Genomic DNA, 25068 nt, shown 5'->3' on the forward strand with positions numbered 1-25068 from the left:
GTGCGGTTCGGGCGGATATATAATCCGCCCCTATTTTTACAATATTAATTGTGTATTTTAACCTTTGTCAGCAGTCTAAGAGCGGTGTTGACCGCTCTTTTGTGCTTGTAGTCACCGTAGTTGCTCATAACAATCATGAATAAATTTTGGCGGATTAGCTGGTTTTTCACAGCGGTGTTGATCATCGCTTTTTTTCTATTGCCGATTGCGGCAATTTTATATCAATCCACTTTTTCGCAAGGGGAAAGTGTTTCGCACCTGTGGAATACGGTGCTGTTCGATTACCTCAAAAATTCGCTGTTGCTGGTGGGCGGCACGGTGATCCTCAGCTTGATTTTTGCGTTGCCTTGTAGTTGGATTGTTTCCACCTTTCAGTTTAAAGGACAAGGTGTGTTGCAGTGGGTGATGTGCTTACCACTGGCGATGCCGCCGTATTTGGTCGGTTATCTTTACACCGATTTATTGGACTTTGCCGGACCGGTGCAAGGGGCTTTGCGTCAACTGTTTGGCTGGAGTAGTGGGCAAGATTACTGGTTTCCACCGATCCGTACCTTGGGCGGCGCATGTCTGGTTTTGGCGCTGGTGTTGTATCCTTATATTTTTCTGCTGACTCGTATTGCATTATTGGAACAGTCGGAAAACCTGAATCACAGCGCCAAAATTTTGGGTGTGAGCGGTTGGCAATTGATTAAAAAAGTAACGTTTCCACTGGCGCGTCCAGCTATGGCCATCGGCACGGCATTGGTGGCGATGGAGACCTTGGGCGATTTTGGTACGGTGTCTTACTTTGCGGTGCCAACGCTGACCACTGCGGTTTATGACACCTGGTTCGGCTTGGGCGATTTGGGTACCGCATCGCAAATTTCGCTATTGATGTTGTTTTTGATTTTTCTGTTGCTAAGCCTCGAACGCTACAGTCGCCGCAAACAAAAACTGTACCAAAGAGGCTATGAGCGTCGTCAGTCGTTGCGCCCGCTTCACGGCTGGAAACTCTGGCTAGCGCAGAGTTACTGCTGGGGCTTGGTCAGTTTTGCCTTTTTTATTCCACTGGCAAAGCTGTTGTATTGGTCATATCACTATTTTGAGCAATCGTGGGATGATCGCTTTTGGCACTATGCGTACAATAGTCTGTCGGTTTCGATCACCGCAGCACTGATTAGCGTGTTGCTGGCGCTGTTATTACTGTTTTTTAAACGCCTAAACCAGCAGCGCCTGACCCAGCGACAAAATCGCAGCGGACAATATTTGGCACGCTACGGTCTGCCGCTCTCTTCATTGGGCTATGCCGTGCCGGGCACGGTGCTTGCCATTGGTTTAATGATTCCGTTGACCACCGCTGACCATTGGTTGAATGATCTGATGCGTTGGCTGGATCGCCCACTGGTCGGGCTGGTGTTCAGCGGCTCGATGTTTGCCTTGGTGTCGGCATACATCATTCGTTTTTCAGCGATGAGCATCGGCAGTGTTGAAACTTCATTGAACAAAATTGCACCGTCGCTTGATATGGCATCGCGTACTTTAGGCTATAACGGCTTGAAAATGTTGTTGCGAGTCCATTTTCCGTTATTGAGCAAAGGCTTGCTGACCGCACTTATGCTGGTTTTTCTGGAAAGTATGAAAGAGTTGAACGCTTCATTACTGCTGCGACCGTTCAATTTTGACACCTTGGCGACCCATGTTTTTACCTTAACTTCGGATGAACAGTTAGAGCAAGCTTCGCTGTCAGCGGTATTTTTGGTATTGGTCGGATTGGTACCGGTGATTATTTTGACCCGTTCGCTGTTAGCGGATAAGTCTGCCAGATAAAAGAGAAATAAGTTGAATGAAATCGTTACAGATTAACCATCTTCAAGTGTGTTACGCACAGCAAACCATTTTGCAGGATCTGAATTTGCAGATTCAAGATGATGATATTCTTTGTTTGCTGGGTGCCAGCGGTTGTGGCAAAACCACCTTGTTGAAAGCCATTGCCGGCTTGGTGCCGCTGACACAGGGAACGATTGTGCTCAATCAACGGGATTTGTCGCAAGTTCCGGTAGAACAGCGCAAAATTGGTATGATTTTTCAAGATTATGCCTTGTTTCCCCATTTAACGGTAGCACAAAATATTGCGTTTGGACTGGGTAAAACGCCTAAAACAGCACAAGCTGAGATTGTGGCGGAAATGGCGGCGTTGGTGCAACTTTCTGCATTTTTACAACGTTATCCGCACGAACTTTCCGGTGGGCAGCAGCAGCGTGTAGCAATTGCGCGTTCGTTGGCGTGTAAACCGGATCTGTTGTTGCTAGACGAACCGTTTTCCAATATCGACAGCCAAGTGCGCTATCAATTGATTGAAGAGATGAAAGGGATTTTGAAGCAGCAACAAGTCTCGGCGGTGTTTGTGACCCATAGCAAAGAAGAGGCGTTTGTATTTGCTGATAAGCTGGCGCTGATGGAGCAGGGTAAAATTGTACAGTTTGGCGAGCCGGTTGAGCTGTATCAGCGCCCACATAGTCGCTTTGTTGCGGATTTTCTCGGCAGTGGTAGCTATTTGCCTTGCCGTTTGTCTGATCCACAAACGCTGGAGTCTGAATTGGGGCAATTGCGCGGGCAAAGTGCACTAACCTTGGCAAACGGGCAACCGATTGATCGGCTGAAACCGCTCTTTTGTCTGTTGCGCCCACAAATGCTGCAACTTTCCATTACGGGCAAGCCAAATGCAACCATTATTGGACGACACTTTTTGGGACATACGTTTGAATATCAACTGAAAGTCGGCGAACAGCAATTGTCTGTCTATGCACAGGATAATTTGGCGATTGGAAGACAAGTGCGGTTAGTGGCACAATCGGATTTGATCAATCTATTTCATTAGCATGATTTGAGACTTAAAACACGCAGTTGCAATGACAACTGACATGACAATTAATTAGTTTATTAAAAAATTTGACTTAGCTTTACCTGATCAGGTTTAAGTGATAGGCTTAACACTGGATTAACATAATGTGACATAAGTCACATTTACTAAATGTTTTGATTGTTGTGAGATGGTTTTTTGAGTAGTTATCTTAAATCTGCTAAACAGTTAGTGGCGGCATTGGACAAGACGCGTTATCAGAAATCCTTGGTAGGCACCTCGGATGAGTTTCAGCATGTCTTTCAGTTACTCACCTTGTTGCTGAATACCAACCATACGTTATTACCGGGCTTTGTTAATGATGCGCCGGCCGGTATTGTGGATTTCAAAGCGACACGTTATCAGCTTAAATACCTGAAACAAATTTTTGTCGCTGATGATTTCACACAATTCTCAGCTTCAATCAGGCAAGCGACGGAAACCCCACTCATTCGTGGCGTGTATGCCATGGGTAGTACCGGCTCGATCACACAAAACAGCCAGTCGGATCTGGATATTTGGGTCTGCCACCAACCGCACTTGACGCTTGTTCAGCGTAATAAACTGCTGCAAAAAACCTTGCTGATTCAAAAATGGGCAAATTCGTTACATATTGAAGTCAATTTTTACCTGCTGGATGAAAATCATTTCCGCAATATCACCTATTCCGAAACACTGAGCACCGAGCATTGCGGCAGCAGTCAGTATATGTTGTTGTTAGACGAATTCTACCGCTCGGCAATCCGCTTGGCGGGCAAACCGTTGCTGTGGCTGCATATGCCGGTCAACCATGAAGAGCATTATGACACCTTAGTCGAAAAATGGGTGCAGGAAGGCAAAATCAAACCGCATGATTGGGTTGATTTTGGCGGCTTAGGAATGTTGTCTGCCAATGAATATTTTGGTGCCACGTTGTGGCATCTGTTCAAAGCAGTGGACTCACCGTATAAATCGGTGATTAAGGTGTTATTGCTGGAAGCACTGATGGCGGAATATCCAGAGCCACAACTGATTTCCAAGCAATTTAAACAGCAATTGTTATCAGCGACAGCGGTTGATCACCACTTTGATCCTTATCTGGCAATGTTACAGCAAGTCAGCAGTTATCTTTTGCGCATCAATGATCTGCATCGACTGGATTTAGTGCGCCGCTGTTTCTATATTAAAGCCAATCGTGATTTTGCCGGCGTACAGAATTCGGATAATTGGCGCTATCAGCAGTTACAACAGTTGATTGCCGGTTGGGGTTGGTTGCCGCAGGATATTCAATCCCTGAATGACCATGCGGGTTGGAAAATTAAGCAGGTCAAAGCGTTTTATCAAAGTTTAGTCGGCATTCTGATGCAAGGCTACCGCAATCTGATTATCTTTGCTCGCAAACAAAAAATTTCAGCGGATTTGATGCCGGAAGATATCAGCATTCTGACACGCAAACTGTACACCGCATTTGAAGTGCTGCCGGAGAAAGTTACGCTATTTAATCGCGAAATTGCTGACAACATCACCGAGAAAGAGCTGATGTTTGTCGAAGTTCGTCATTCAAGTGCGGTGAAAGACGGCTGGTATTTGATTAACTGTTGTTTGACAAAGGTTTCCAGTTCTAACGAGCGCTATGTGGAATATGCCGAAAATCTTAGCCAATTGGTAGCTTGGGCGTATTTTAACGGCTTGCTCGGAGCTAAAACCCATCTGTATATTCGCAGCCAAACCATCGGGTTGGGTAAGATTCAGCAATTTGTCACCGATTTGCGCTTGTCACTCGCACAGCAAACCGCTCCCCCAAGTAATGAGGATCTCAGCCATCCGTGTGAATTGCGTGACTTGTTTGTTGCCGTCAATCTTAGTCATGATCCAACCGAAGCCATTGACGGCAACCAACGACGCAGTGTGTCGTCCAACGATTTGTTCAACTTCGGGCCAAAGCAACAGAGCTTGGTTGGCAGCATCGATTTGATCTATCGCAACCGCTGGAATGAGATCCGCACTTTGCATTTTGCCGGCGAACATGCCATTTTAAACTGCTTGAAAGTGCTGGCACATAAAATCCATCGTGGCGCTAATCCGTTGGAGTCGGTACAGGTCTTCTGTTACAGCAAACGCTATCGTGCTGAAATGCTGACCGTAACCGAGAAGTTGATCAAAAAATGTATTAATACTCAAGTCGGTGTGATTTTAAATAAACGTTCGGTCAACCGATTGCAAGTGGGTGGCAAGGTTTGGAATTTCTCCTATGAAAGCCGTGACTTGAAAATTGAAGAAGGTGGCGTTGTGCGCTGCGAAACAGCGAATAACCGCGATCTTGAATCCGTTCGCAATACAGATACGCAAGTGAAGCATCATAAATACCATTTTCCACTGGAAATCGGCGAATTCGCTAGTGAAGGGTTTTTGCAATTTTTCTTTGAAGACAATAGTAACGGTAGCTTTAATGTTTATATTTTGGACGAATACAACAATCCGGAAGTGTACTACTACTGCCACGATGAGAAGCAGAATAAAATCAAAGAAATTAATAAAATGTATACCATGAGCCGTTTTGGCGGTGAAGATGGTTTTGAAGGCTACAGTTTTAACTATCCGCAATTCTACCAATTGATCACGACCAACAATGGTGAAAACAAAGTTGTGCCGTTCCATAGCCAGCAACATTTGCAATATTATGATCCAAGATAGCGTTAATTTGCTCAAAAAACGCTATAATAAAAGCCATTTTATTGGCTAGTGGGGAATTTATGTCGCAATCATACCGTATTCTTATCATCGATGATCATCCGTTAATGCGACGTGGGATCAGACAGCTGCTTGAATTAGAACCTGATTTTCAAGTGATTGACGAAGCCAGCAACGGGCAGGAAGGCATTCGTTTGGCGCAACAGCAAGAGCCGGATGTGATCATTTTGGATCTCAACATGAAAGGGTTAAGCGGTTTGGAAACTTTGCAGCAGTTGCGGCAAAAAGGCGTGACAGCCCATATCGGGATTTTGACGGTATCCGATGCTAAGGCCGATATTTTTGCGTTGGTTGATGCCGGTGCAGACGGTTATTTATTGAAAGACAGTGAACCGGATCTGCTGTTACAACAGATTAAACAATTGGCGCATGGCGAAATTGTTTACAGCCCGGAAATTCAATATCAATTACAGCAACGCAAAATCTCTCCTGAACCACTGCTTTCGCTGACCGAACGTGAAAGTGCGGTGTTGGAGCGGGTTGCCAAAGGCATGTCGAATAAGCAGATCGCCGAGATGCTGTTTATTTCGGAAGAGACGGTCAAAGTGCATATCCGTAATATGCTGCGCAAATTGAATGTCAACTCGCGCGTGGCGGCAACGGTGCTGTATTTGCAATATAAAGGCGTGTGACTACGCCCTGAGTCAAGCTTGAATAGAGATTGGATTTATGACGGATTTGATATTAAGCCCAACGATTATCAGCGGCTACCAAGGGCTGATTTTCGATATGGACGGCACGCTGATCGATACCATGCCGGCGCATGAACAGGCTTGGGTCGAAACCGGTGAATATTTTGGCTATCCATTAAATGGCGAACTGATGTACCAACTGAGCGGGGCAACCACTTACATTATTGCCGAAGCAATTATGCGCGATGGCGGCATGCCGCTGCACCTGCTGGAACAGGTGGTGCAGAAAAAACGTGAGCTGGGGGTGCAGCGAGTGTTGCAAAGTGCGGTATTGCTGCCGGCTTTTGAAATTGTGCGTTATTTCAACGGAAAAATCCCAATGGCGTTGGGCACTGGCGCACATCGCTCAATGACTGAGATTTTAATCGAAAAATTTGATTTAGCCCATTATTTCTCCGCTATCGTCACTTCTGACGATGTGCTCAATCATAAACCCGCAGCAGATACTTTTTTGCGTTGTGCCGAGTTGCTCGGGGTGGCGCCATGCGATTGTCTGGTGTTTGAAGACGGCGATTTTGGGATTACGGCAAGTCATGCTGGCGCGATGGACGTGTTTGATGTGCGCGACAACCGCTTATTAAAAGCTGAGCGATGAGCGACGCTTTGTCTGGTGAATGGCTGAATTGGTTGCCGGCTTGGGTGGCGCAAAGCCAGTTGTTACTGATGTTTGTCAGCGCTTTTTTAAGCGCGACCTTGCTGCCCGGCAATTCCGAAGTGGTTTTTAGCGGTTTGCTGTTATTAAACCGTTTTTCTTTTGAAAACAATGCATTCACGATCTTTAATTTATGGTGGGTTGCCACCGTCGGCAATAGCCTCGGTAGTATGACCAGTTATGCAGTGGGGCGCATGGTCAGCATGCCGGAATGGCAGCAACTCAACCGACGCCAGCAACGAAGTTTACAATGGCTTGCCCGCTACGGTAGCATTTCATTATTGCTCAGTTGGCTGCCGATTATCGGCGATTTGTTGTGTGTGGCAAGTGGTTGGCTACGTTTACACTGGCTGCCTAGTTTGATTTTTATTACATTGGGAAAAGGGCTGCGTTATTTTTTATTGATCGCCCTGAGCCCGCTTTAATCTTACTGAGACGAGGAAAGCACCGTGTTACCAAACCTTGATACCGCACTTTTATGGTTAAAACAGCACCCGCAAGCAGTACAGCACTTCAAACGTGGCTTGGAACGGGAAACATTACGTTTTCTGCCGGATAAACATTTGGCATTGACACCGCATCCTACACAGTTGGGTTCGGCATTATGCCATCCGTGGATCACCACCGATTTTGCCGAAAGCCTGATGGAATTTGTCACCCCGGTGCGGGAAAAAGCCAGTGAACTGACCGATTTTTTATGGGACCTGCACCGTTTCAGCCTGCAACACATGGGCAAAGAGCGGTTTTGGCCAATGAGCATGCCGTGTTTTATCAATAATGAAAGCGACATTGTGTTGGCGCAGTACGGCAGCTCCAATCTGGCACAATATAAAACCCTGTATCGCGAAGGCTTGAGAAATCGCTATGGCGCATTGATGCAGACCATTGCCGGGATTCACTACAATTTTTCGTTTGACCAACCGTATTGGCAGCGCCGTTTCCCCGAACTGACTGAAGAACAACAACAAGATCAGTTGTCAGCACGCTATTTCAACTTGATCCGCAACTACCTACGCTATGGCTGGGTAATCCCGTACCTGTTCGGTGCTTCACCGGCAATTTGCAGCTGCTTTCTGCAAGGGCGCCAAACCCAGATTCCGTTTGAACAGTCTGCGCATGGCTTTTTATACCTGCCATATGCCACCTCGTTACGCTTGAGTGATTTGGGTTACACCACCGATACGCAATCCAATCTGGGGATTAATTATAATCAATTGAGCCAATATACCGCCTCGTTGCGTGCTGCCACTCGCCGCCCGGAACCGCACTTTCAAGCGATTGACCAAGCTATTGACCAGGCGAGCGACCAAGCGGATTGGCAATCAGGCAAACAGAAGGCTAAAACATATCGCCAACTGAACGCCAATGTGCTGCAAAGCGAAGCCGAGTTTTATGCCCAAATCCGTCCGAAGCGGGTCACCTTGCCGGGAGAAAGAGCGGTTGTCGCGTTGGAGCGTGGCGGGATTCAATATGTGGAAGTGCGGTCACTGGACGTCAATCCGTATTCTGCCGTCGGCATCAGCGAACAACAAATCTATTTTCTGGATCTGTTTATGTTGTGGTGTGAATTGGCTGAGGCGCCACCGTTGGGCGACAGCGAACAGCAGTGTTGCCGCAAAAACTGGAATAAAGTCATTTTGGCAGGGCGTAAACCGCAGCAGACGATCGGTGTCGGCTGTGATGAGCATGAATATTCACTGCAAGCGATGGGCGAAGCGATTTTTGATGATCTGCTGCAATTGGCAGCGGTGGTCGATTGTGTCGGGCAGGAGCAGGGCTATGTCCAAATTTGCCGTGAGCTGCGCCAAGCGTTTGCTGATCCGGATTTGACCTTATCGGCAAAAGTATTAGCCGATTGTCAGCAGCTGGGCATCGCTGCTTTCGCTGAGCAGCAAGCCGAAAAATTCAAACAGGCGTTTTTATCACAGCCTTATCGCACGCTCAGCGAACAGCAATTGCAACAAGCGGTTCAGGATTCAGTGCGGCAACAACAGGCGATCGAACAAGCCGATGAAGTCAGTTTTGAGCAATATTTAGCGTTACAAAATCAGGCGTAGCGTACTAGGGTCTGTTGATCTTTGTTTAGAATTTTGCCATAAAAAAAGCGCTCTACAAGAGAGCGCGAAATAACCTAAGGAACCAACTTAATTATTAGAAAACAACTGCAAGTTGCTTGTATAATAAGACCAAACAGCCGATAGAAAGTTCAAATTATTTTTTAGATTTTTAGCATTGAGGAGAAATTATGCCGTTACTCGATAGTTTTACCGTAGACCACACCAAAATGAAGGCACCGGCGGTACGTGTCGCCAAAACTATGCGCACCCCAAAAGGCGATGATATCACCGTGTTCGATTTGCGTTTTTGCCGCCCAAACCTTGAAAGCATGCCGATGACCGGGGTGCATACGTTGGAGCATCTGTTTGCCGGATTCATGCGTGACCATTTGAACAGTGAACAGGTGGAAATTATTGACATTTCGCCGATGGGTTGCCGCACCGGTTTTTACATGAGTTTGATCGGTACACCAAGTGAGCAGCAAGTTGCCGAAGCATGGCAAAAATCGATGCAAGATGTGTTGAAGGTGGCTGATCAAAAGGATATTCCTGAACTCAATGAATATCAATGTGGCACTTATACCGATCACTCATTGCCGCAAGCGCAGGAGATCGCCCGCCGTGTGTTGGCAGCCACTATTGGCGTTAATCACAATGCCGATTTGGCGCTTGATCCCGCTTTACTGCAACATTAATCGTCTATAAACCGAGTCGCAGCACTCGGTTTTTTTCTATATCAGCTAACAAGGAAAAAACTATGACTACAATCGGAACAGCGTTAACGCCTGTAGCCACCAAAGTGATGCTGCTGGGCGCCGGCGAGTTGGGTAAGGAAGTCGTGATTGAATTGCAACGCCTAGGGGTGGAGGTGATTGCGGTCGATCGTTATCAAAATGCACCGGCACAACAGGTCGCGCACCGTGCTTACACGATCTCGATGTTGGACGGTGCTGCGCTGAAAGCCTTGGTAGAAAAAGAACAACCGGATTATATCGTACCAGAAGTGGAGGCGATTGCCACAGACATGCTGCTGGCGCTGGAACAGCAAGGCTTTAATGTGATTCCGACCGCACAAGCGACCCGTTTGACGATGAACCGTGAAGGCATTCGCCGCCTTGCGGCAGAAGAGCTCGGCATCCCGACCTCGAATTACCGTTTTGTGGACAATTTTGCCGCCTTGCAAAGTGCGGTGGCAGAAATTGGCTTGCCTTGCGTGATTAAGCCGATTATGAGCTCCTCCGGACACGGACAAAGCGTGATTAAATCTGAGCAGCAGCTTGAAGCCGCGTGGCAATATGCACAGCAAGGCGGACGAGCCGGCGGCGGTCGGGTGATTGTAGAGGGGTTTGTCAAATTCGATTATGAAATCACCTTGCTGACGGTACGGCATATCGACGGCACGACTTTCCTGCCACCGATTGGGCACACGCAAATTGACGGCGATTACCGCGAATCGTGGCAGCCGCAGGCGATGTCAGCGACCGCACTTGAAAAAGCACAATACATAGCCGGCAAAATCACGGCGGGCTTGGGGGGCCGGGGTATTTTTGGGGTGGAGTTGTTTGTGTGTGGTGATGATGTAATCTTCAATGAAGTCTCACCACGCCCACACGATACCGGCATGGTCACTTTAATTTCACAAGAACTCTCTGAATTTGCACTACACGCTCGTGCGATTCTCGGCTTACCGATTCCACCGATCAATCTGATCAGCCCGTCGGCATCCAAAGCGATTGTGGTCGAAGGACAATCCAAGCAAGTGCGGTTTGGCAATTTAGAACAAGTGCTGGCGCAACCCAACACCAATTTACGCCTGTTCGGCAAAGGCGAAGTTAACGGTCATCGCCGTTTGGGCGTGATTTTAGCCCGTGATGAAAGCGTGGAAACGGCACTGGCAAAAGTCAGAACGGCATATAATAAGTTGGTGGTTGAGTTGTAAGGTGGTTGGTGTTACGCAGAAAGTGCGGCTTGGTTGAGGCTGATACCGCACTTTGGCGCTTTCTGACTGTGAGTTGTGACTAATTTAATGAGCGACTTTGCGCTTAAACACAGAACTGACGCTAGCCACGACAAGCAGTACCACCGCACCGCAAACCACACCGATAATCAGGCTGGCGAGGTTAAACGCCCAGCCGTCGAGCCAGTTCATCTGCTCTAGCCAGTGGTGCAGAATGCCTAGATTGTGGGCGATGATGCCGCCGCCGACCAAGAACATTGCCAAGGTGCCGACCACACTGATCAAGCGCATAAAATGCGGCATCACAAAAATAATGCCTCTGCCGAGGGCTTGGCTGACCGCACTTGGCTTGCGCATCAGCCAAAAACCGAGGTCGTCCAGTTTGACGATGCCACCAACCAGGCCGTAAACCAGCACGGTCATCCCCAATGCAATCGCTGACAAGACCAGTGTTTGCGTCAGCAGGTTATAGTCGCTGACCATGCCCAGCGCAATGGTGACGATTTCTGCCGACAGGATAAAGTCAGTGCGAATAGCCCCCTTGATCTTGTCTTTTTCTTGTTCCGGGGTCATTTCGCCGCTGACCGCACTTTCTGCCTCAGTGTCATGTTTGTGCAGCAGCTTGTGGAAAATCTTTTCCACGCCTTCAAAACAGAGATAGGCGCCGCCAATCATCAATAAATACGGAATTGCCACCGGAAAAAAGGATGAAATCAGCAAGGCCAGCGGCACCAAAATCACTTTATTCCAAAACGAGCCTTTCGCCACCGCCCACACCACCGGCAGCTCGCGCTCGGCACGCACGCCAGCGACTTGGTTGGCATTCAGCGCCAGATCATCACCGACCACACCGGCGGTTTTCTTGGCAGCGACTTTGGTCATCAGCGCCACATCGTCCAATACGGCGGTGATATCATCTAATAGGGTAAACAGTGAAGCAAATGCCATGATCGTCTCTTTTGGTTGTAAACAGGTGTAAAAATCGAATGCACTATAGCAAACCGTATTGAGAAAGCAATAATAAAGAAATTTTTAGGTTGTGTTGCTATTTATAGGGGGAGGAGGATGAATTTTACACGGCATGGGGCGTGAATTGTTGTGCATCGGCGCGCCGTTTCAACAGACTCTAGGCTTACACACGCGATTGGCAATAAAAAACCCCAGCCGCTGGCTGAGGTTTTCCTTGTCATTTGAAAACGGTTATACCAATTTCTCTTCGTTTGGTTTAATCGCAGCATACAGGAAGCCGGTGAGGGCAGTACCTGCGATAATGGCTACGAGATATAATAACACCGGTTGAATGGCACCCGGGATTGCCAACACAAAGATACCACCGTGTGGCGCCATCAATTTTGCACCGAACAGCATTGAAAGTGCGCCGGTTAAGGCGCCGCCAGCCATACAGCTTGGGATTACACGCATTGGGTCACGAGCAGCGAATGGGATTGCGCCTTCGGAGATAAAGCATAGCCCCAACACGAATGACGCTTTGCCACCTTCACGTTCGCTGGCATTGAATTTTTTACGCGCCAGGAAAGTGGCTAAGCCCATGCCCAGTGCCGGCACCATACCTGCCGCCATCACCGCGGCCATTGGCAAATAGGATGAGGACGCTAACAAGCCGACGCCAAAGGTATAAGCCGCTTTGTTGACCGGGCCGCCCATGTCGAAGCACATCATTGCGCCTAGGATAATCCCCAACAGAATCGCACTGCCGGATTGCATCCCGGTCAAAAATTCGGTCATGCTGCGCATAATCCATGCAACCGGTTCGCCGACGATATAAATCATCACCAAGCCAACAACCAAAGTCGCGATAAACGGAATGATTAAAATCGGTTTTAACGCATTCATGGTTGGAGGTAGTTTCACATGATCGGCAATTGCTTTGGCGACGTAGCCAGCAAGGAAACCGGAGATAATCCCGCCCAGGAAACCAGCGCCAATTGAACTGGCGAGCATCCCGCCGACCAAACCTGGTGTTAAGCCCGGACGATCAGCAATCGAGTAGGCGATATATCCGGACAACACCGGAATCATCAAACCGAACGCACTGCCGCCGCCAATTTTCATCAGTGCTGCTGCCAAGGTGCCCTCTTCTTTGAAGGCTTCGATGCCGAACACAAATGACAGCGCGATGATTAATCCGCCAGCAACTACCACTGGCAACATATGCGACACCCCGGTCATTAAGTGGCTGTATACGCCTTTTTTCTCGGTCTTAGCTTCTTGTTTAACCGCACTTGCTGCAGTCGCCGTGAAGATTTTGGCTTCGTTAAAGGCTTTGTCGAACTCTTGTGCAGTTTTTTTCAGGGCTAAGCCGGTAGACGTGCGGTACATCAATTTGCCATCAAATTTGCTTAAATCCACGTCAATATCCGCTGCCACGAACACCAAATCAGCCGCAGCAACTTCTTCGGCACTGATTGGATTGCCGGCGCCGACTTGACCACGGGTTTCCACTTTCACATTCCAACCTTGTTGTTTGGCGTAGGCTTCGATCGCTTCTGCCGACATAAACGTGTGCGCAACGCCGGTCGGGCAAGCGGTGACAGCAACGATATTTTTCACGCTATTGCTGGATACGTTGGCCGCACTGGTGCTTGGTGCAACATAATCGCTTGCCTTGGTGAGTGCAGCGGCAACGGTGCTTTCCGGTGCGGCAAAGGCGCTGTTCAAGTTTGCCAGATAGACTTTTTTACCGACCAGTTGCGGATCGTTCGGTAAATTGTCGCCCAATACCAGCGCAATATCGGCATCGGCGGCACGTTCAACCACCTTGTGTCCGGCATTTGCGACAGCGGCAGCGAATACTTGGCGCACCAAAAAGGTTTTCGCCTTGCCTAAAGCGGCATCTTCTACCAGTAGAATGTTCATGTGATTATCCTTCTATTACGTTAATTTGAACTTGTTGCAAAATGTCATCAACTAAAGTGCGGTCGTTGATGCCGACGTTACTTTGTGAAACGGCAAAGGCGGAAACGGCGCTGGCAAAAGCCAATGTCTGCGCTTGTTGCCAACCTTGACTGATACCATAAATCAAACCGGCGACCATTGAGTCACCTGCGCCGACGGTGCTGACCACGTTGTCGCATTTTGGCGGGCGTGCCTGCACCACCGCTTGCTCGCTGAGCCAGACTGAACCTTCAGCGCCCATCGAAATAATCACATTGGCAATGCCTTCGGCTTTTAATTGTTTAGCCGCAGTGATAATTTCTTCCAAGCTGTTCAGCGGTTTACCGATCCAAGCCTCTAATTCGCGATGATTCGGTTTCACCAGCCACGGCTTGGCTTTTAGTCCGGCGGTTAAGGCGGCGTGGCTGCTGTCCAACACCACTTTCACACCTTGTTGTCCCAGTTGGCTTAACCAAGTGGTAAACTGTTCCGGACTGACGCCACGCGGTAGGCTGCCGCAAACGGCAATAACATCAAAATCTTGGCTCCAGTTTAACGAGTCTTGGACAAATTTTGCCCAGCTGGCATCATCAATTTGGTAGCCCAAAAAATTCAGGTCGGTGACATCAGCCTCTGTTTCAGTGATTTTTACGTTGATACGCGTCTTACCGGGAACACGCTGGAATTTATCGTCCAGTTTCAACGCCTGAAACAGTTGGCTGAAGTCACCTTGATTCTCTTCGCCAAGAAAACCGCTGACGGCCACCGCAACATCCAAGTCGTGCAACACTTTTGCTACGTTGATGCCTTTGCCTGCCGGAAACAGCCCCAAAGTTTCAACGGTGTTGACTTCGCCCAACTCGATGCGTTTTAAGCGCCCGACCAAATCGTAAGCCGTATTCAGGGTGATCGTTGCAATCTTTGCCATGATTATTCTCCTAAACCGGCGGCAATCGCGGCGCCGATAGCGTCAATCGCCTGTTGCGCATCTTCGCCTTTGGCGACAAAGCGTAGCTGATGGCCTTTCAAGGCACCGAGCGCCACGACTTTCATCATACTTTTGGCGCTGACGGCTGCAGATTGGCGATCCAAATTTTCAACGGTAATCGCTGACTGGAATTTTTTCGCTTCTTGCACCAACAATGCGCAAGGGCGAGCGTGCAAACCGTGTTCGTTTTTCAAGCTGAACGTGCCTTCGACTTGTTCGCCACTACTGGCGGCAGTCGATGCAGTACTTGGCGCGGCAACCGCACTTGTCACCTCTTCAATGCTGTCAGGCTCTTTCGGCGTAATGCCGACGCCTTCGCCCAAACCGTCGGCAATGGCTTTGCCAATGGCTTCGATCGCCGCTTTGGCATCATCACCTTCAGCGGTGAAACGTAAACGGTGACCGGCGACGACGCCCAGTGCTACCAATTTCATCAAACTTTTGGCATTCACGGCAGCGGTCGGACGATCTAAATTCTCAACCGTGACTTTTGCGGCAAAAGGTTTCACGGTGCTGACTAATAATGCTCCCGGGCGGGCGTGTAAACCGTGTTCGTTACGTACGGTGAAAGTGCCGACAACTTGCTGCACCGCACTTGTTGTGCTTTGTGCGTTATCGGTTTCGACAGATTTTCCGTCCAGCAAGGCGATGATTTGCTCGGCGCTGCTTGCTTGTAATAGTGCGGTTTGTGTTTCGGCGGTTAATAGGCGTGCCAAAACTGAATTTAATTGATCATCAACGGCGGCAACCGTTATGACGGCTTGCACTGCTTCGCCGTTGGCATTATGGAACGCTTGTTTGGCTCGACTGAACGCCACAGCGTTAAATTGATTGCCTTGCGCATTGTCATTCAACACAATCCCGTTACCGATGACCAATCCTTGATCGGCAATCACTTGGCTGACAAAGCGTGCATCAACCGCACTTTTAGCTTCCAGTTTGCCGGCATTGATGGCGGTTAAGGTGAGGGCGCTGTTGGTCTCGACATCAAGCGTGATGAAATCCTGCTGCAAGGCCGGCTCTTTTTTCTCGCCCATTAAAATCGCACGAAACTCAGCTTTGTCTTGCAGCGTCACCAACGAAGCGGCAGTGTCGTCGTCGCCCAACACATGGGTCAATTGACGCAACAAGGCCAGATGCTCGTCAGAGCGGGCGGCAATTCCGATCACGATATAAGCCGTATTACCTTCGCCCCATTCAATTCCGTTTGGAAATTGAAAAATTTGAACTCCGGTTTTTTTGACCAGATCGCGGGTTTCCAGCGTGCCGTGTGGAATCGCAATGCCGTTGCCTAAAAAAGTGGATGTTTGCTGTTCGCGCGCCAGCATTCCTTGAAGATAGCCTGCTGCGACATAGCCGTCTTGCACCAACGCATTGGCAGCCATTTCAATGGCTTGTTGTTTATTATCGGCGGTTGCTGATAAATGAATGTTATGTTCCGGTAAGTTAAACATTCAATGCTCCTGTTGTAGATAGTTTTAAGAAAAAGAAAATTCTCTCTTCCAACGGTTACCAATAAAGCAAAAGTATGACACTTATTATTTGATGAAACGTTTCAGCAAAAAGAGAAAAAACTTTGCTGCCCCATTTTTGAACAGTGAAGCAGCAAGTATCATCTATCGGCTATTATTCGCCATTCTGATTTTCAGTTCAAAATAAAAATCACTAAAAAGTGACCTAAATCACATTTTGTTGCTATTTTCGACAATTTTGTAGAAATTGCTCAGTTCCTGTCGTCAAATATGGATCGTTTTCGTCACGCACGCGATCACGGCGTAAATCACGCATCGCATCATAAATGCCTTGGGTCAGGCTGGGCTTGTTCAGCAACGACCAGCAATTTTGATTTAACCGTGAAAAGTTGTTTTGCAACTCGCCGGCAAATACAATACCGCTGCGAAAAGCATACAAATCACTGTCTTGCAGCTGGTTATACAGCTGATCACGAATGCTGGCGATGCTGGTTTTGATATCACCACGATACCAAGCCTGTGCGCCACGAGTGAAATCATCCACTTCATAATTCTCGCCTACAATCCCTTGAAAAGACTGCACTGTGGCTTGATAGGCGATAGCATAGGATTTGGCATCACGCTGTGAATCGGGTAAATCGATCACTGCTTTGTTGCTACAAGCTGTCAGACCAACAATTATGAGGTATAGGGGGATTCGTGTCTTTATCATCAATTTCCCTTATTTGAGTTTAAGTGCAAATGTCCAAAAATCATCATTATGCCATTCTTCGGGCATTCCCATATTGGATTTTGCGATTTTTGGATATTTAGCCATGAGCTGTTTCAAGCGTTGTGCCCATTGAGAATTTGGACTGATTTTATACAATAAGGTTTGTAAGGCAACCAATACCATATAAATGCGTTTTTCAGCATGAATTGCCGGATTTGCTAGAATAACTGCTTGCTGCAGCCATATGATGCTTTTTGATGTTGGAATTTTAATACTTCTACCAAATTCTTTGTTCCATAAGCGATTATGATGGGCACACACATTGCGGACATCATTTAAGGTTTTTATCCAAGATTCAAAGACCTGAGCATGTAATCCTAAATTACCAGCAATTTTTTTTCGTAACAAAGTTGATTTTACGCCTGTATATAAATGGCTTAGGTCACCCCAAGTCAGCATTTCTATCATCATCCAAGACGGCGGTAGCTTTGGTTGATCGTATTGACTCAAATAATGCCTTAGAAAGTTTTCTTTTTGTACCTTGTCTTTTAATATTCTTTTTTGATCTAATGAGATATTTTTACGGCTCTCAATCGCATCATAATCACGCTTTAAGCGTTTTTGTTCCTCAAGCCGTTGTCGTTCAATATTTGCTAACAGTCTGAAATGCTGATAATTTTGATCGAAGCAGTTCTCATCAAGATACCAAAAGGCATCATTGAACTCATTGCAAAGCACGTTAGATATTTGTGCTCGAATGGCGACTTCAATTCGTTCGATAGCGTCCATGACTAATAAACGTAATTCTCGGTCAAAGATATAAAGGCTTAAAATATCATCAAAATTCACATTTTGCTTAAATTGATGACTACTTGATTTGGGATCTTGGAAAGGTATGGTATAAGCGGAAAGTCGGTAATAGCCTATGTAATTTAAATAGCGTACTGCTCGTTCTTGATTAGGGATATTTAAACCCCGCTGTTGCCAAGTTTTAATGTGTTCTACACTTGTTTTAACTGGTTTGCAGAATGTCGTCATATACTTATAATCAAAAATAGCATTAAAAAAAACCTGCCGATTTGTGCGTAAACAGAAGTTCATAGGCATGGCAGGTATATCGTTTACTATTATAGGCAAAGTAGAACAAAAAGTACACACTTAATTTTTTTCTACAGAATCTTGCTATTTAAACCGAAAATAGGTAATTTTCTTCCACTTTTTTAGTTAACATTTTTAGAACATTATGCATATCACAAACGAAAAACAAGATCGCATCAGAAGAACCTCAATTTTCAGTAAAATTATTTTTGCCAGTCGCTGGATTCAGCTGCCGATTTATATCGGGCTGATTGTGGTGCAGATGGTGTATGCCTATAAATTTATCAAATCGCTCTGGGAGCTGTTGGTCAATCTTAACCAAATGAATGAAAATATGGTGATGTTGGCGGTGTTGAACTTGATTGATGTGGTGATGATCGCCAACTTGCTGATTATGGTGATTGTCGGCGGTTATGAAACCTTTGTCTCGCGCCTGAATACCGACGATCATCCTGATCAGCCGGAATGGTTGAATCATGTTAATGCTTCGGTATTGAAAGTCAAACTGTCGATGGCGATTATCAGCATCTCTTCAATCCATATGTTGCAGACATTTATTAATGTCGGAAATTTGCCGGAAAAACAGATGATGTGGCAACTACTGCTGCATTTGGGCTTTTTGGCATCAGCGTTGGCGATGGCATACACCGATCGTATTTTGTACGGCACAACCCATAAGAACCATTAAGCTGGCTTGAATTAAAGCAAAGTGCGGGTGCGATGACAAATCGGGTGAGCGGCATTGTTATGCTGTTTTTTGCAACACAGCCGCTCACATTCTGTTAAATTTTTTCTTGATAAAGGTATTTTATGACCACCGACATTGCAACAGTGACCGCGCAGCAGGCGTGGCAGCAGGTGCAGGATAATCAGGCGGTATTGCTGGATATTCGCGATCTGAAGAATTTCAGTTATCGCCACCCGCCGCAAGCGTTTCATCTCACCAATCAAAGTTATGGCGAATTTTTGGATCGCTATGATTATGATTTTCCGATTCTAGTGATGTGTTATCACGGGGTTAGCAGCCTGAATGTTGCCCATTTTTTGATCGAGCAAGGCTTTGACCATGTTGCCAGTGTGCAAGGTGGATTTGAAGGCTGGCTGCGTGCCGGCTTGCCTTATGAAAGTGATTTGCAAAGTGAATAGGTGTTAACCTAGTGCCAAACCCGGATAATCAAATAGGCGAGGAAGCCGTAAAAAGCGATAAATGCTGCAAATAGCAACAGCCATGCGGCTTGTGGTGCGGTACGCCGCAATTTTGCCAATAAAAGTGCGGTAGCGAATAACCCTAGCGGATAAACCCAAAGTGCGGTTGAAAACCAATATACCGCACGGCTGCTAAGTGCCGGATTATCGGCGACCGATGGCGAAACCAGCAGTGCCAGTGGCCAGAGAATCGCTGGCAGGCAAAAAAGAGCGGTTGCCCAAGCAAAGCCGGAAAAGCCGTTTAATTGTGGTTGGTTATGCACCTGAATTCTCCTCGTATTTCTTCCAATCTGTTACACGAGGCGCTAGTATAGCGTAACTTTGTGACTTTTCTAATTCTGTTTTCTAAAACGTTATGACTAAAATAATTTTAAGTACTGACAAACCGGAACTGGCACTGCGCTTTCGTGACTATATCCGGCGTGAATATCAGCGGGATTTGCCGCTATATCAACAGCAAGGGCACTATTTGTTGGCGCTGGAAGAAGATGATCCGCAGCTGAGCCAGCTGTTAAATGAGGCGGAGCAATACCGGCACACGCCGTTTGCCGAAAAGTATATGCAGGCGAGTTGGCAAGACGGGCAAACCTATTCCTTAAACGGACGCTTTAAGGCATTGCTGCCCAATCTTTCGCAGTGGCGTAACTTGTGGAGCTCAGTTGCCGCCGCCCCGGTGACGGCGCTGCTCGGTTTGATTTGCGTGCTGGCATATCTGCTAAGCTTGAGCGATTATCAAACAGACGTGTATTTATCGGCGCATTTCCCGCAAGATAGCAGCCAATACAGCGAAATTTGGCGATTTTTCACCCATGCGCTGGTGCATTTGTCACTTAGCCATATTGTGTTTAATTTAACCTATTGGTTGGTCTTTGGTGCCATGATTGAGCGCTCTTGCGGCTCAGGCAAAGTGCTGCAACTATTTTTGGCTGCTGCGCTGATCAGCGGTATTACGCAAAATGCGTTCAGCGGACCGGCATTTTTCGGGCTGTCTGGCGTGGTTTTTGCGATCTTGGGCTACGTTTATGTGATGAGCCGGGTTGATCCGTTGCGTCGATTTAGCTTGCCGAGCGGATTTATCTATCTGTTGTTGACGGGGATTGCGGTTGGATTTGTAGGGCCCTTGCTGAATTTGCAGGTGGGTAATGCGGCACATATTTCCGGTTTGCTGCTTGGCAGTGCAATCGCTTGGTTGGACGGAAAGCGATTAGCCCGCAAAAAACCACACTGAAAAGCAAAAATTCCTAGGTTATGCAGAGCATTTTTGCTTATTTTGCGGTAAGATAGCGTCCATATTTGATTGATAGCAATGATAGGCGTAACACAAAACGCCGCTCATTATTCGACAACACACCATTACGAAAATGCCCGATGTATTAACCCGAAAATTACACGCCTATGCCCGTTTAATGCGCTTGGATCGCCCCATCGGCACGCTGCTGTTGCTATGGCCGACACTGTGGGCGTTGTTTTTGGCAGCCGAAGCAGTGCCGGATAGCAAAATATTGCTGATTTTTGTCGCGGGAGTAGTGTTGATGCGTGCCGCCGGTTGTGTGATCAACGACTACGCCGATCGCCATATTGACGGCAGTGTTAAACGCACAGCCAACCGCCCGTTAGCAACCGGCGAAGTTAGTGAAAAAGAGGCGAAAATCTTGTTTGTGGTGCTGACCGCACTTTCGTTTCTGTTGGTACTCAACCTGAATGGCTATGCGATTTTTCTGTCGTTTATCGCAGTGGCATTGGCATTTGTGTATCCGTTTATGAAACGCTATACCCACCTGCCGCAATTTGTGTTGGGTGCGGCGTTCGGCTGGTCGATTCCGATGGCGTATGCCGCCGTGAGTGCACAGTTGCCGTTGTTGTGCTGGCTGCTGTTTTTCGCCAACCTGCTGTGGACGGTGGCATACGATACCCAATATGCGATGGTGGATCGTGATGATGATTTGCGCATCGGAGTGAAGTCCACCGCGATTTTGTTTGCGCAATATGACAATAAGATCATTGCATTATTGCAATTTGTCGCCTTAATGTTGTTTGCCGCTATCGGCTATCTGGCGCAGCTGCACCCGTTGTATTATGTGGCGGTTGCTGTGACCGCACTTTGCTTTGTGTATCAATGCAAACTCACGCGCGAACGTACCCGTGCCGACTGTTTTAAGGCATTTCTCAACAATAACTATTTCGGCATGGGCATTTTTATTGCACTGCTGTTAGGAATTTTTGCTTAAGGTCTGTAGGAATTATTCAATCGGCTGCGGATTTCTTACCTTTTGCAGCAATACAAAACTCGGTAAGACTAAAATTGCCATCAAATAAAATGCCCACACCGGATGATAACGATACACCACGCCGGCAAACAGCATAAATAGGGCGACACTCAAACAGCTGCAAACGCCGTTATACAGCGCCTGTAGCTTGGCAATATAACTGCTCGGACAGCCAGTGATATAGCGGATCGTCACAAAGTGGCACAGTGCGAACGTGATGCCGTGCAGGGTTTGCAGCAGCAAAAATGGGATAAAGTGTTCTGCCCATCCCATGCCGACCCAACGCAACACTGCCACCACCGAAGTAAACAGCAGCAGCGAGTAGAGCGAACAATTTTTTAACAAACGTCCGGCAAAGAAAAACACCAGCACTTCTGCTGCCACACTGACGCCCCACAACCAACCGCTGAGCTCGACCCCGATGCCCAATTCTGCCCAATACAGCACGGCATAAGCATAATAAGCGGCATGACTGCCTTGAAGCAACGCCAAAACCGCCAACAACGCTACGATCTGTTTATTGGCTAAAATGGTTTTATAACTGACATTGGCTTGCACTTTTTGGCTGTTGTTCGGATTTTGCGGATACGGATTGGGTGACAGCATCTGGAGTGCGCCATAAGCCAATAAAAGTGCGGTCACCAGCCAAATCATGCTTTGATCGCCGAAAAGACCCAACACATAGCCACCGAGCAAGTTAGCACCGATAAACGCCAGTGACCCGGTTAAACGGGCTTTGCCGTAGTCTAAGGTCACTTGGCGTTGCCAGTTGCCTGCCAAAGCATCGGTCAACGGAATACCGGCGCCGAACACCGCATTGAACAGCCAAATCAGTGCGATCAGCAACCAAGCGATTTCGGTGCTGGCGGCAATGGCCAGCACTAAGCCAAGACTGAACCACGCAATCAGGCGCAACATCGAAATTAATGCTGAAGGCTGTTTGACCCATTGTGAAAACAGCATGCTGCCGGCAAAACGAAACAGAAAAGAGAAGGCGACCACGATACCGATGGTCTCTTCCGAATAGTGATAGCTTTTCAGCCAGACCGGCAAAAACGGCAAAACCACACCATAAGTGGCAAAATAGCCGATAAAACTACAAATTAACCAGACAAAGGGCGAGGTGCGAAACATATCAGAACAGGCTCTCCATCTCTTCAGCTCTGGCAACGGCGGCTTGCATGGCTTCGGCAACAATCTGTTGCAGCTGATGTTGTGCAAAAACCTGCAATGCAGCGGCAGTGGTACCGCCCTTGGAGGTGACTTGTTCACGCAGGGTTGCTAATTCCAGTTGCGGGTTTTCGATCGCCATCTGTGCTGCACCCAGCATGGCTTGCTGGCTCAACTGCCGCGCGGTGGCAGGGGCTAAACCCATGTTGATCGCTTGTTGCTGCATCGCTTCCAAAAACAGAAAGAAATACGCCGGGCTGCTGCCGGAAGCGGCGATCACGCTGTTAATTTCACTTTCCTGCTGCAACCAGCAAATTTCCCCTACCGCGCGCATTAAGTCAGCCGCAAAAGTTCGGTCATCAGCACCGCACTTGGCATTGGCAAACAGCCCCGCCATGCCGACAGACAGCAGTGACGGCGTATTCGGCATCACTCTCACTATTGCCGTTGCGCTGGGCAATAATGCGTTCAAACGTTTGACTGAAATGCCGGCGGCAATCGAAATCAGCAGCTTTTGGCTGAGATCTTGACCAGCAAAATCGGCGCAGGCAGTGGCCATCAATTGCGGTTTCACTGCCAATACCACCACGTCTGCTTGTTCCACTGCAAAACGGTTATTATGCGAGGTTTGTACCCCCAGTTCCGCCAAGGCTGCCAATTTGCCATTGCTTGGATTGGTGGCAATGATTTTCTGCGCTGGATAGCCGCTGCGCAGCAAGCCTAAAATAATCGCTCGGGTCATATTGCCCGCACCGATAAAGGCAATTAATTTTTGTTGCATACATTTTTCCTTAACAAGGTCTGTTACAATATTGCGCATTCTAACATAAGCAGGAAAAGAGATTTATGTATTGGTTTAAAAATGTCATGGTTTACCGTTTAAGTAAAAAATTGGACTGGTCGAGCCAAGTGTTGGACGCTGCGTTGCCACATCAGGCATTTTTCCCGTGCGGCAGCCATGATCAAAGCAAATTCGGTTGGGCACCGCCGCTGAATGGCAGTGATCTGTTGCATTTCAGCGTGAATGGACAAATTTTGTTGTTGGCACAAAAAGAGGAAAAAATTCTGCCGGCAGCGGTGATCAAGCAAGCGCTGGAGCAGCGTATCGAAAGTGTGGAAGAAAAAGAGCAGCGCAAGCTGAGTAAAGTGGAAAAACAGACGCTGAAAGACGATGTGATCAATGAGTTGTTGCCGCGTGCCTTTAGTAAAAAGCAGCAAACCGCACTTTGGATTGATGCCGACAATGATCTGGTTTATGTCAACGCTGCTTCGGCAAAACGAGCGGAAGACACGCTGGCATTACTGCGTAAATCGTTGGGATCACTGCCGCTGGTGCCGCTGGTATTTGCCAATGATCCGGCAGCAGTGATGACCGACTGGATCGCCAATGACAACCTGCCGCACTGGCTGACCGCACTTGAAGAAGCGGAATTGACTTCCACCACCGATGAAGCGGTGATCCGCTGTAAACAGCAAGCGTTAGACAGCGACGAAATGCAAAATCACTTTGCCGTCGGTAAGCAAATCACCAAGTTAGCCTTAGAATGGGAAGAACATCTCAGTTTTGTGCTACAGCAAGATTGCAGTCTGAAACGACTTAAATTTGCCGATACAGTACGGGAAAAAAATGACGACATTCTGAAAGAGGATTACGCCCAGCGCTTTGATGCGGATTTTATTTTAATGAGCGGAATCTTGGCGCAGCTCAGTGAACGCTTACTCGAGGCGTTTGGTGGCGAAGCGGGATCGTTAGCGGATAAAATATAATCAGTCGTTCACATGGGCAAGAAAAATAAGTGCTGCAAAAAATATAAGAAAAAAGGTAAATACTGCAAGGATTGCCCTTTCCGTTAATACAGACCTAGATAAAATCTAAAAAAAATGTGTGATAGGTATATTTTTATCGGATTTTGTAGGTTAAAATTGTCATGTTTTTTACAAATTGGTCAATCTTTAATAACATGATTGACCGAGATGAGGGTGATGATTTGGGCTGTTGGCAATTAATAAGTATTATTCGCGGGTTATTTATTTTACTTTCTTTACTTTTTGGGCTATCCGCTAGCCCGCTGTTTGTCAGTGCGCAATGGTTGTGGGTCTGTTTATTGATTGCAGTCAACATGCTGACTAGCGGGTTGACTGGTTTTTGCCTGCTTTCTCATCTGTTTTGTAAACTCGGTGCAAAAAGGGCTTAACCTGTTTTCCAGCCGGCAGTAATGCCGGATTCAGATCATTGACAAAGATATTTGATGAGGCAAGGTAGGGGCGGATTAACTATCCGCCCGTTTGCGAAG

Annotated in this window: 24 protein-coding genes; 15 read left to right on the forward strand and 9 right to left on the reverse strand. The window is 47.4% G+C overall.

Going from position 1 to position 25068, the window contains the following annotated elements; translation table 11 throughout:
• The first annotated feature begins 135 nt into the window (after positions 1 to 135).
• The 9 genes from FHQ30_RS04965 (at position 136) to purT (ending at position 10948) form a co-directional block, all read left to right on the forward strand.
• Positions 136 to 1806, forward strand: coding sequence for an ABC transporter permease (locus tag FHQ30_RS04965; protein ID WP_139611111.1), 1671 nt, complete (start codon positions 136 to 138; stop codon positions 1804 to 1806).
• A gap of 16 nt (positions 1807 to 1822) precedes the next feature.
• The gene (locus FHQ30_RS04970; RefSeq protein ID WP_139611112.1) at positions 1823 to 2857 is read left to right on the forward strand and encodes an ABC transporter ATP-binding protein; all 1035 of its coding nucleotides are present in this window, start codon (positions 1823 to 1825) and stop codon (positions 2855 to 2857) included.
• Between the two features lie 180 nt (positions 2858 to 3037).
• Positions 3038 to 5551 carry a class I adenylate cyclase gene (locus tag FHQ30_RS04975; protein ID WP_139611113.1) on the forward strand — a complete coding sequence of 838 codons (2514 nt, stop codon included), beginning with the start codon at positions 3038 to 3040 and terminating at the stop codon, positions 5549 to 5551.
• Positions 5552 to 5610: 59 nt separating this feature from the next.
• A complete protein-coding gene (locus FHQ30_RS04980; RefSeq protein ID WP_139611114.1) occupies positions 5611 to 6240 on the forward strand; it encodes a response regulator in 630 nt (209 codons plus the stop codon).
• 49 nt (positions 6241 to 6289) lie between these two features.
• On the forward strand, positions 6290 to 6895 hold the full coding sequence (locus FHQ30_RS04985; protein WP_139611131.1) for a beta-phosphoglucomutase family hydrolase: 606 nt from the start codon (positions 6290 to 6292) through the stop codon (positions 6893 to 6895).
• Positions 6892 to 7377, forward strand: coding sequence for a YqaA family protein (locus tag FHQ30_RS04990; RefSeq protein ID WP_139611115.1), 486 nt, complete (start codon positions 6892 to 6894; stop codon positions 7375 to 7377). Before FHQ30_RS04985 ends, FHQ30_RS04990 begins: the two co-directional genes overlap by 4 nt.
• Before the next feature lie 24 nt (positions 7378 to 7401).
• Positions 7402 to 9009 carry a glutamate--cysteine ligase gene (gene gshA, locus FHQ30_RS04995; protein WP_139611116.1) on the forward strand — a complete coding sequence of 536 codons (1608 nt, stop codon included), beginning with the start codon at positions 7402 to 7404 and terminating at the stop codon, positions 9007 to 9009.
• Between the two features lie 188 nt (positions 9010 to 9197).
• Entirely contained in the window at positions 9198 to 9704 is a 507-nt protein-coding gene (gene luxS, locus FHQ30_RS05000) for an S-ribosylhomocysteine lyase (protein WP_139611117.1), read from the forward strand.
• Positions 9705 to 9766: 62 nt separating this feature from the next.
• Positions 9767 to 10948 carry a formate-dependent phosphoribosylglycinamide formyltransferase gene (gene purT, locus FHQ30_RS05005; protein ID WP_139611118.1) on the forward strand — a complete coding sequence of 394 codons (1182 nt, stop codon included), beginning with the start codon at positions 9767 to 9769 and terminating at the stop codon, positions 10946 to 10948.
• 84 nt (positions 10949 to 11032) lie between these two features.
• Here purT and FHQ30_RS05010 read toward each other — a convergent pair whose 3' ends face one another.
• The 6 genes from FHQ30_RS05010 to FHQ30_RS05035 all read right to left on the reverse strand — a co-directional run bounded on the left by FHQ30_RS05010 (position 11033) and on the right by FHQ30_RS05035 (position 18140).
• Complete coding sequence (locus FHQ30_RS05010; RefSeq protein ID WP_139611119.1) at positions 11033 to 11914, reverse strand: DUF808 domain-containing protein; 882 nt, start codon at positions 11912 to 11914, stop codon at positions 11033 to 11035.
• A gap of 252 nt (positions 11915 to 12166) precedes the next feature.
• Positions 12167 to 13843 (reverse strand): PTS fructose transporter subunit IIBC, encoded by a 1677-nt coding sequence (gene fruA / locus FHQ30_RS05015; RefSeq protein ID WP_139611120.1) that lies wholly within the window; start codon positions 13841 to 13843, stop codon positions 12167 to 12169.
• Positions 13844 to 13847: 4 nt separating this feature from the next.
• Complete coding sequence (gene fruK, locus FHQ30_RS05020; protein ID WP_139611121.1) at positions 13848 to 14789, reverse strand: 1-phosphofructokinase; 942 nt, start codon at positions 14787 to 14789, stop codon at positions 13848 to 13850.
• A gap of 2 nt (positions 14790 to 14791) precedes the next feature.
• Positions 14792 to 16303, reverse strand: a complete 1512-nt coding sequence (gene fruB / locus FHQ30_RS05025; RefSeq protein WP_139611122.1) for a fused PTS fructose transporter subunit IIA/HPr protein — start codon at positions 16301 to 16303, stop codon at positions 14792 to 14794.
• A gap of 241 nt (positions 16304 to 16544) precedes the next feature.
• Entirely contained in the window at positions 16545 to 16967 is a 423-nt protein-coding gene (locus FHQ30_RS05030; protein WP_232517257.1) for an HI_0449 family lipoprotein, read from the reverse strand.
• 75 nt (positions 16968 to 17042) lie between these two features.
• Positions 17043 to 18140, reverse strand: a complete 1098-nt coding sequence (locus FHQ30_RS05035; RefSeq protein WP_267963807.1) for an Abi family protein — start codon at positions 18138 to 18140, stop codon at positions 17043 to 17045.
• Between the two features lie 136 nt (positions 18141 to 18276).
• Between FHQ30_RS05035 and FHQ30_RS05040 the strand changes: the two genes are divergently transcribed.
• A complete protein-coding gene (locus FHQ30_RS05040; protein WP_132968064.1) occupies positions 18277 to 18819 on the forward strand; it encodes a TIGR00645 family protein in 543 nt (180 codons plus the stop codon).
• A gap of 122 nt (positions 18820 to 18941) precedes the next feature.
• A complete protein-coding gene (glpE, locus tag FHQ30_RS05045; protein ID WP_139611124.1) occupies positions 18942 to 19277 on the forward strand; it encodes a thiosulfate sulfurtransferase GlpE in 336 nt (111 codons plus the stop codon).
• Between the two features lie 8 nt (positions 19278 to 19285).
• Here the strand turns inward: glpE and FHQ30_RS05050 are convergent, their stop codons facing one another.
• Complete coding sequence (locus tag FHQ30_RS05050; RefSeq protein ID WP_267963808.1) at positions 19286 to 19600, reverse strand: DUF5389 family protein; 315 nt, start codon at positions 19598 to 19600, stop codon at positions 19286 to 19288.
• Between the two features lie 92 nt (positions 19601 to 19692).
• Here FHQ30_RS05050 and FHQ30_RS05055 point away from each other — a divergent pair, with 92 nt between their 5' ends.
• Both FHQ30_RS05055 and ubiA read left to right on the forward strand, forming a co-directional pair.
• Positions 19693 to 20565, forward strand: a complete 873-nt coding sequence (locus FHQ30_RS05055; protein ID WP_139611126.1) for a rhomboid family intramembrane serine protease — start codon at positions 19693 to 19695, stop codon at positions 20563 to 20565.
• A gap of 133 nt (positions 20566 to 20698) precedes the next feature.
• Complete coding sequence (gene ubiA, locus FHQ30_RS05060; RefSeq protein WP_139611127.1) at positions 20699 to 21565, forward strand: 4-hydroxybenzoate octaprenyltransferase; 867 nt, start codon at positions 20699 to 20701, stop codon at positions 21563 to 21565.
• Positions 21566 to 21577: 12 nt separating this feature from the next.
• On the opposite strand, the gene FHQ30_RS05065 is transcribed toward ubiA, so the two are convergent.
• Positions 21578 to 22738, reverse strand: a complete 1161-nt coding sequence (locus tag FHQ30_RS05065) for a 3-phenylpropionate MFS transporter (RefSeq protein ID WP_139611128.1) — start codon at positions 22736 to 22738, stop codon at positions 21578 to 21580.
• Position 22739: 1 nt separating this feature from the next.
• The gene (proC, locus tag FHQ30_RS05070; RefSeq protein WP_139611129.1) at positions 22740 to 23555 is read right to left on the reverse strand and encodes a pyrroline-5-carboxylate reductase; all 816 of its coding nucleotides are present in this window, start codon (positions 23553 to 23555) and stop codon (positions 22740 to 22742) included.
• A 65-nt stretch (positions 23556 to 23620) separates the two neighbouring features.
• Between proC and rdgC the strand changes: the two genes are divergently transcribed.
• Positions 23621 to 24541: a recombination-associated protein RdgC gene (rdgC, locus tag FHQ30_RS05075; RefSeq protein ID WP_139611130.1), complete on the forward strand. Its 921-nt coding sequence runs from the start codon at positions 23621 to 23623 to the stop codon at positions 24539 to 24541.
• Between the two features lie 194 nt (positions 24542 to 24735).
• Positions 24736 to 24969: a YgaP family membrane protein gene (locus tag FHQ30_RS05080; protein WP_442805663.1), complete on the forward strand. Its 234-nt coding sequence runs from the start codon at positions 24736 to 24738 to the stop codon at positions 24967 to 24969.
• Positions 24970 to 25068: the final 99 nt, after the last annotated feature.

This window comes from Testudinibacter sp. 'clade 2' (assembly GCF_006227735.1).
Lineage (GTDB): Bacteria > Pseudomonadota > Gammaproteobacteria > Enterobacterales > Pasteurellaceae > Chelonobacter.

What these genes read in the sequence shown, in the direction of transcription:
- FHQ30_RS04965 (WP_139611111.1), top strand. Translation starts at nt 136, where the DNA reads ATGAATAAATTTTGGCGGATTAGCTGGTTTTTCACAGCGGTGTTGATC.
- FHQ30_RS04970 (WP_139611112.1), top strand. Translation starts at nt 1,823, where the DNA reads ATGAAATCGTTACAGATTAACCATCTTCAAGTGTGTTACGCACAGCAA.
- FHQ30_RS04980 (WP_139611114.1), top strand. Translation starts at nt 5,611, where the DNA reads ATGTCGCAATCATACCGTATTCTTATCATCGATGATCATCCGTTAATG.
- FHQ30_RS04990 (WP_139611115.1), top strand. Translation starts at nt 6,892, where the DNA reads ATGAGCGACGCTTTGTCTGGTGAATGGCTGAATTGGTTGCCGGCTTGG.
- luxS (WP_139611117.1), top strand. Translation starts at nt 9,198, where the DNA reads ATGCCGTTACTCGATAGTTTTACCGTAGACCACACCAAAATGAAGGCA.
- purT (WP_139611118.1), top strand. Translation starts at nt 9,767, where the DNA reads ATGACTACAATCGGAACAGCGTTAACGCCTGTAGCCACCAAAGTGATG.
- FHQ30_RS05010 (WP_139611119.1), bottom strand. Translation starts at nt 11,914, where the DNA reads ATGGCATTTGCTTCACTGTTTACCCTATTAGATGATATCACCGCCGTA.
- fruA (WP_139611120.1), bottom strand. Translation starts at nt 13,843, where the DNA reads ATGAACATTCTACTGGTAGAAGATGCCGCTTTAGGCAAGGCGAAAACC.
- fruK (WP_139611121.1), bottom strand. Translation starts at nt 14,789, where the DNA reads ATGGCAAAGATTGCAACGATCACCCTGAATACGGCTTACGATTTGGTC.
- fruB (WP_139611122.1), bottom strand. Translation starts at nt 16,303, where the DNA reads ATGTTTAACTTACCGGAACATAACATTCATTTATCAGCAACCGCCGAT.
- FHQ30_RS05035 (WP_267963807.1), bottom strand. Translation starts at nt 18,140, where the DNA reads ATGCCTATGAACTTCTGTTTACGCACAAATCGGCAGGTTTTTTTTAAT.
- FHQ30_RS05040 (WP_132968064.1), top strand. Translation starts at nt 18,277, where the DNA reads ATGCATATCACAAACGAAAAACAAGATCGCATCAGAAGAACCTCAATT.
- glpE (WP_139611124.1), top strand. Translation starts at nt 18,942, where the DNA reads ATGACCACCGACATTGCAACAGTGACCGCGCAGCAGGCGTGGCAGCAG.
- FHQ30_RS05055 (WP_139611126.1), top strand. Translation starts at nt 19,693, where the DNA reads ATGACTAAAATAATTTTAAGTACTGACAAACCGGAACTGGCACTGCGC.
- ubiA (WP_139611127.1), top strand. Translation starts at nt 20,699, where the DNA reads ATGCCCGATGTATTAACCCGAAAATTACACGCCTATGCCCGTTTAATG.
- FHQ30_RS05065 (WP_139611128.1), bottom strand. Translation starts at nt 22,738, where the DNA reads ATGTTTCGCACCTCGCCCTTTGTCTGGTTAATTTGTAGTTTTATCGGC.
- proC (WP_139611129.1), bottom strand. Translation starts at nt 23,555, where the DNA reads ATGCAACAAAAATTAATTGCCTTTATCGGTGCGGGCAATATGACCCGA.
- rdgC (WP_139611130.1), top strand. Translation starts at nt 23,621, where the DNA reads ATGTATTGGTTTAAAAATGTCATGGTTTACCGTTTAAGTAAAAAATTG.
- FHQ30_RS05080 (WP_442805663.1), top strand. Translation starts at nt 24,736, where the DNA reads ATGATTGACCGAGATGAGGGTGATGATTTGGGCTGTTGGCAATTAATA.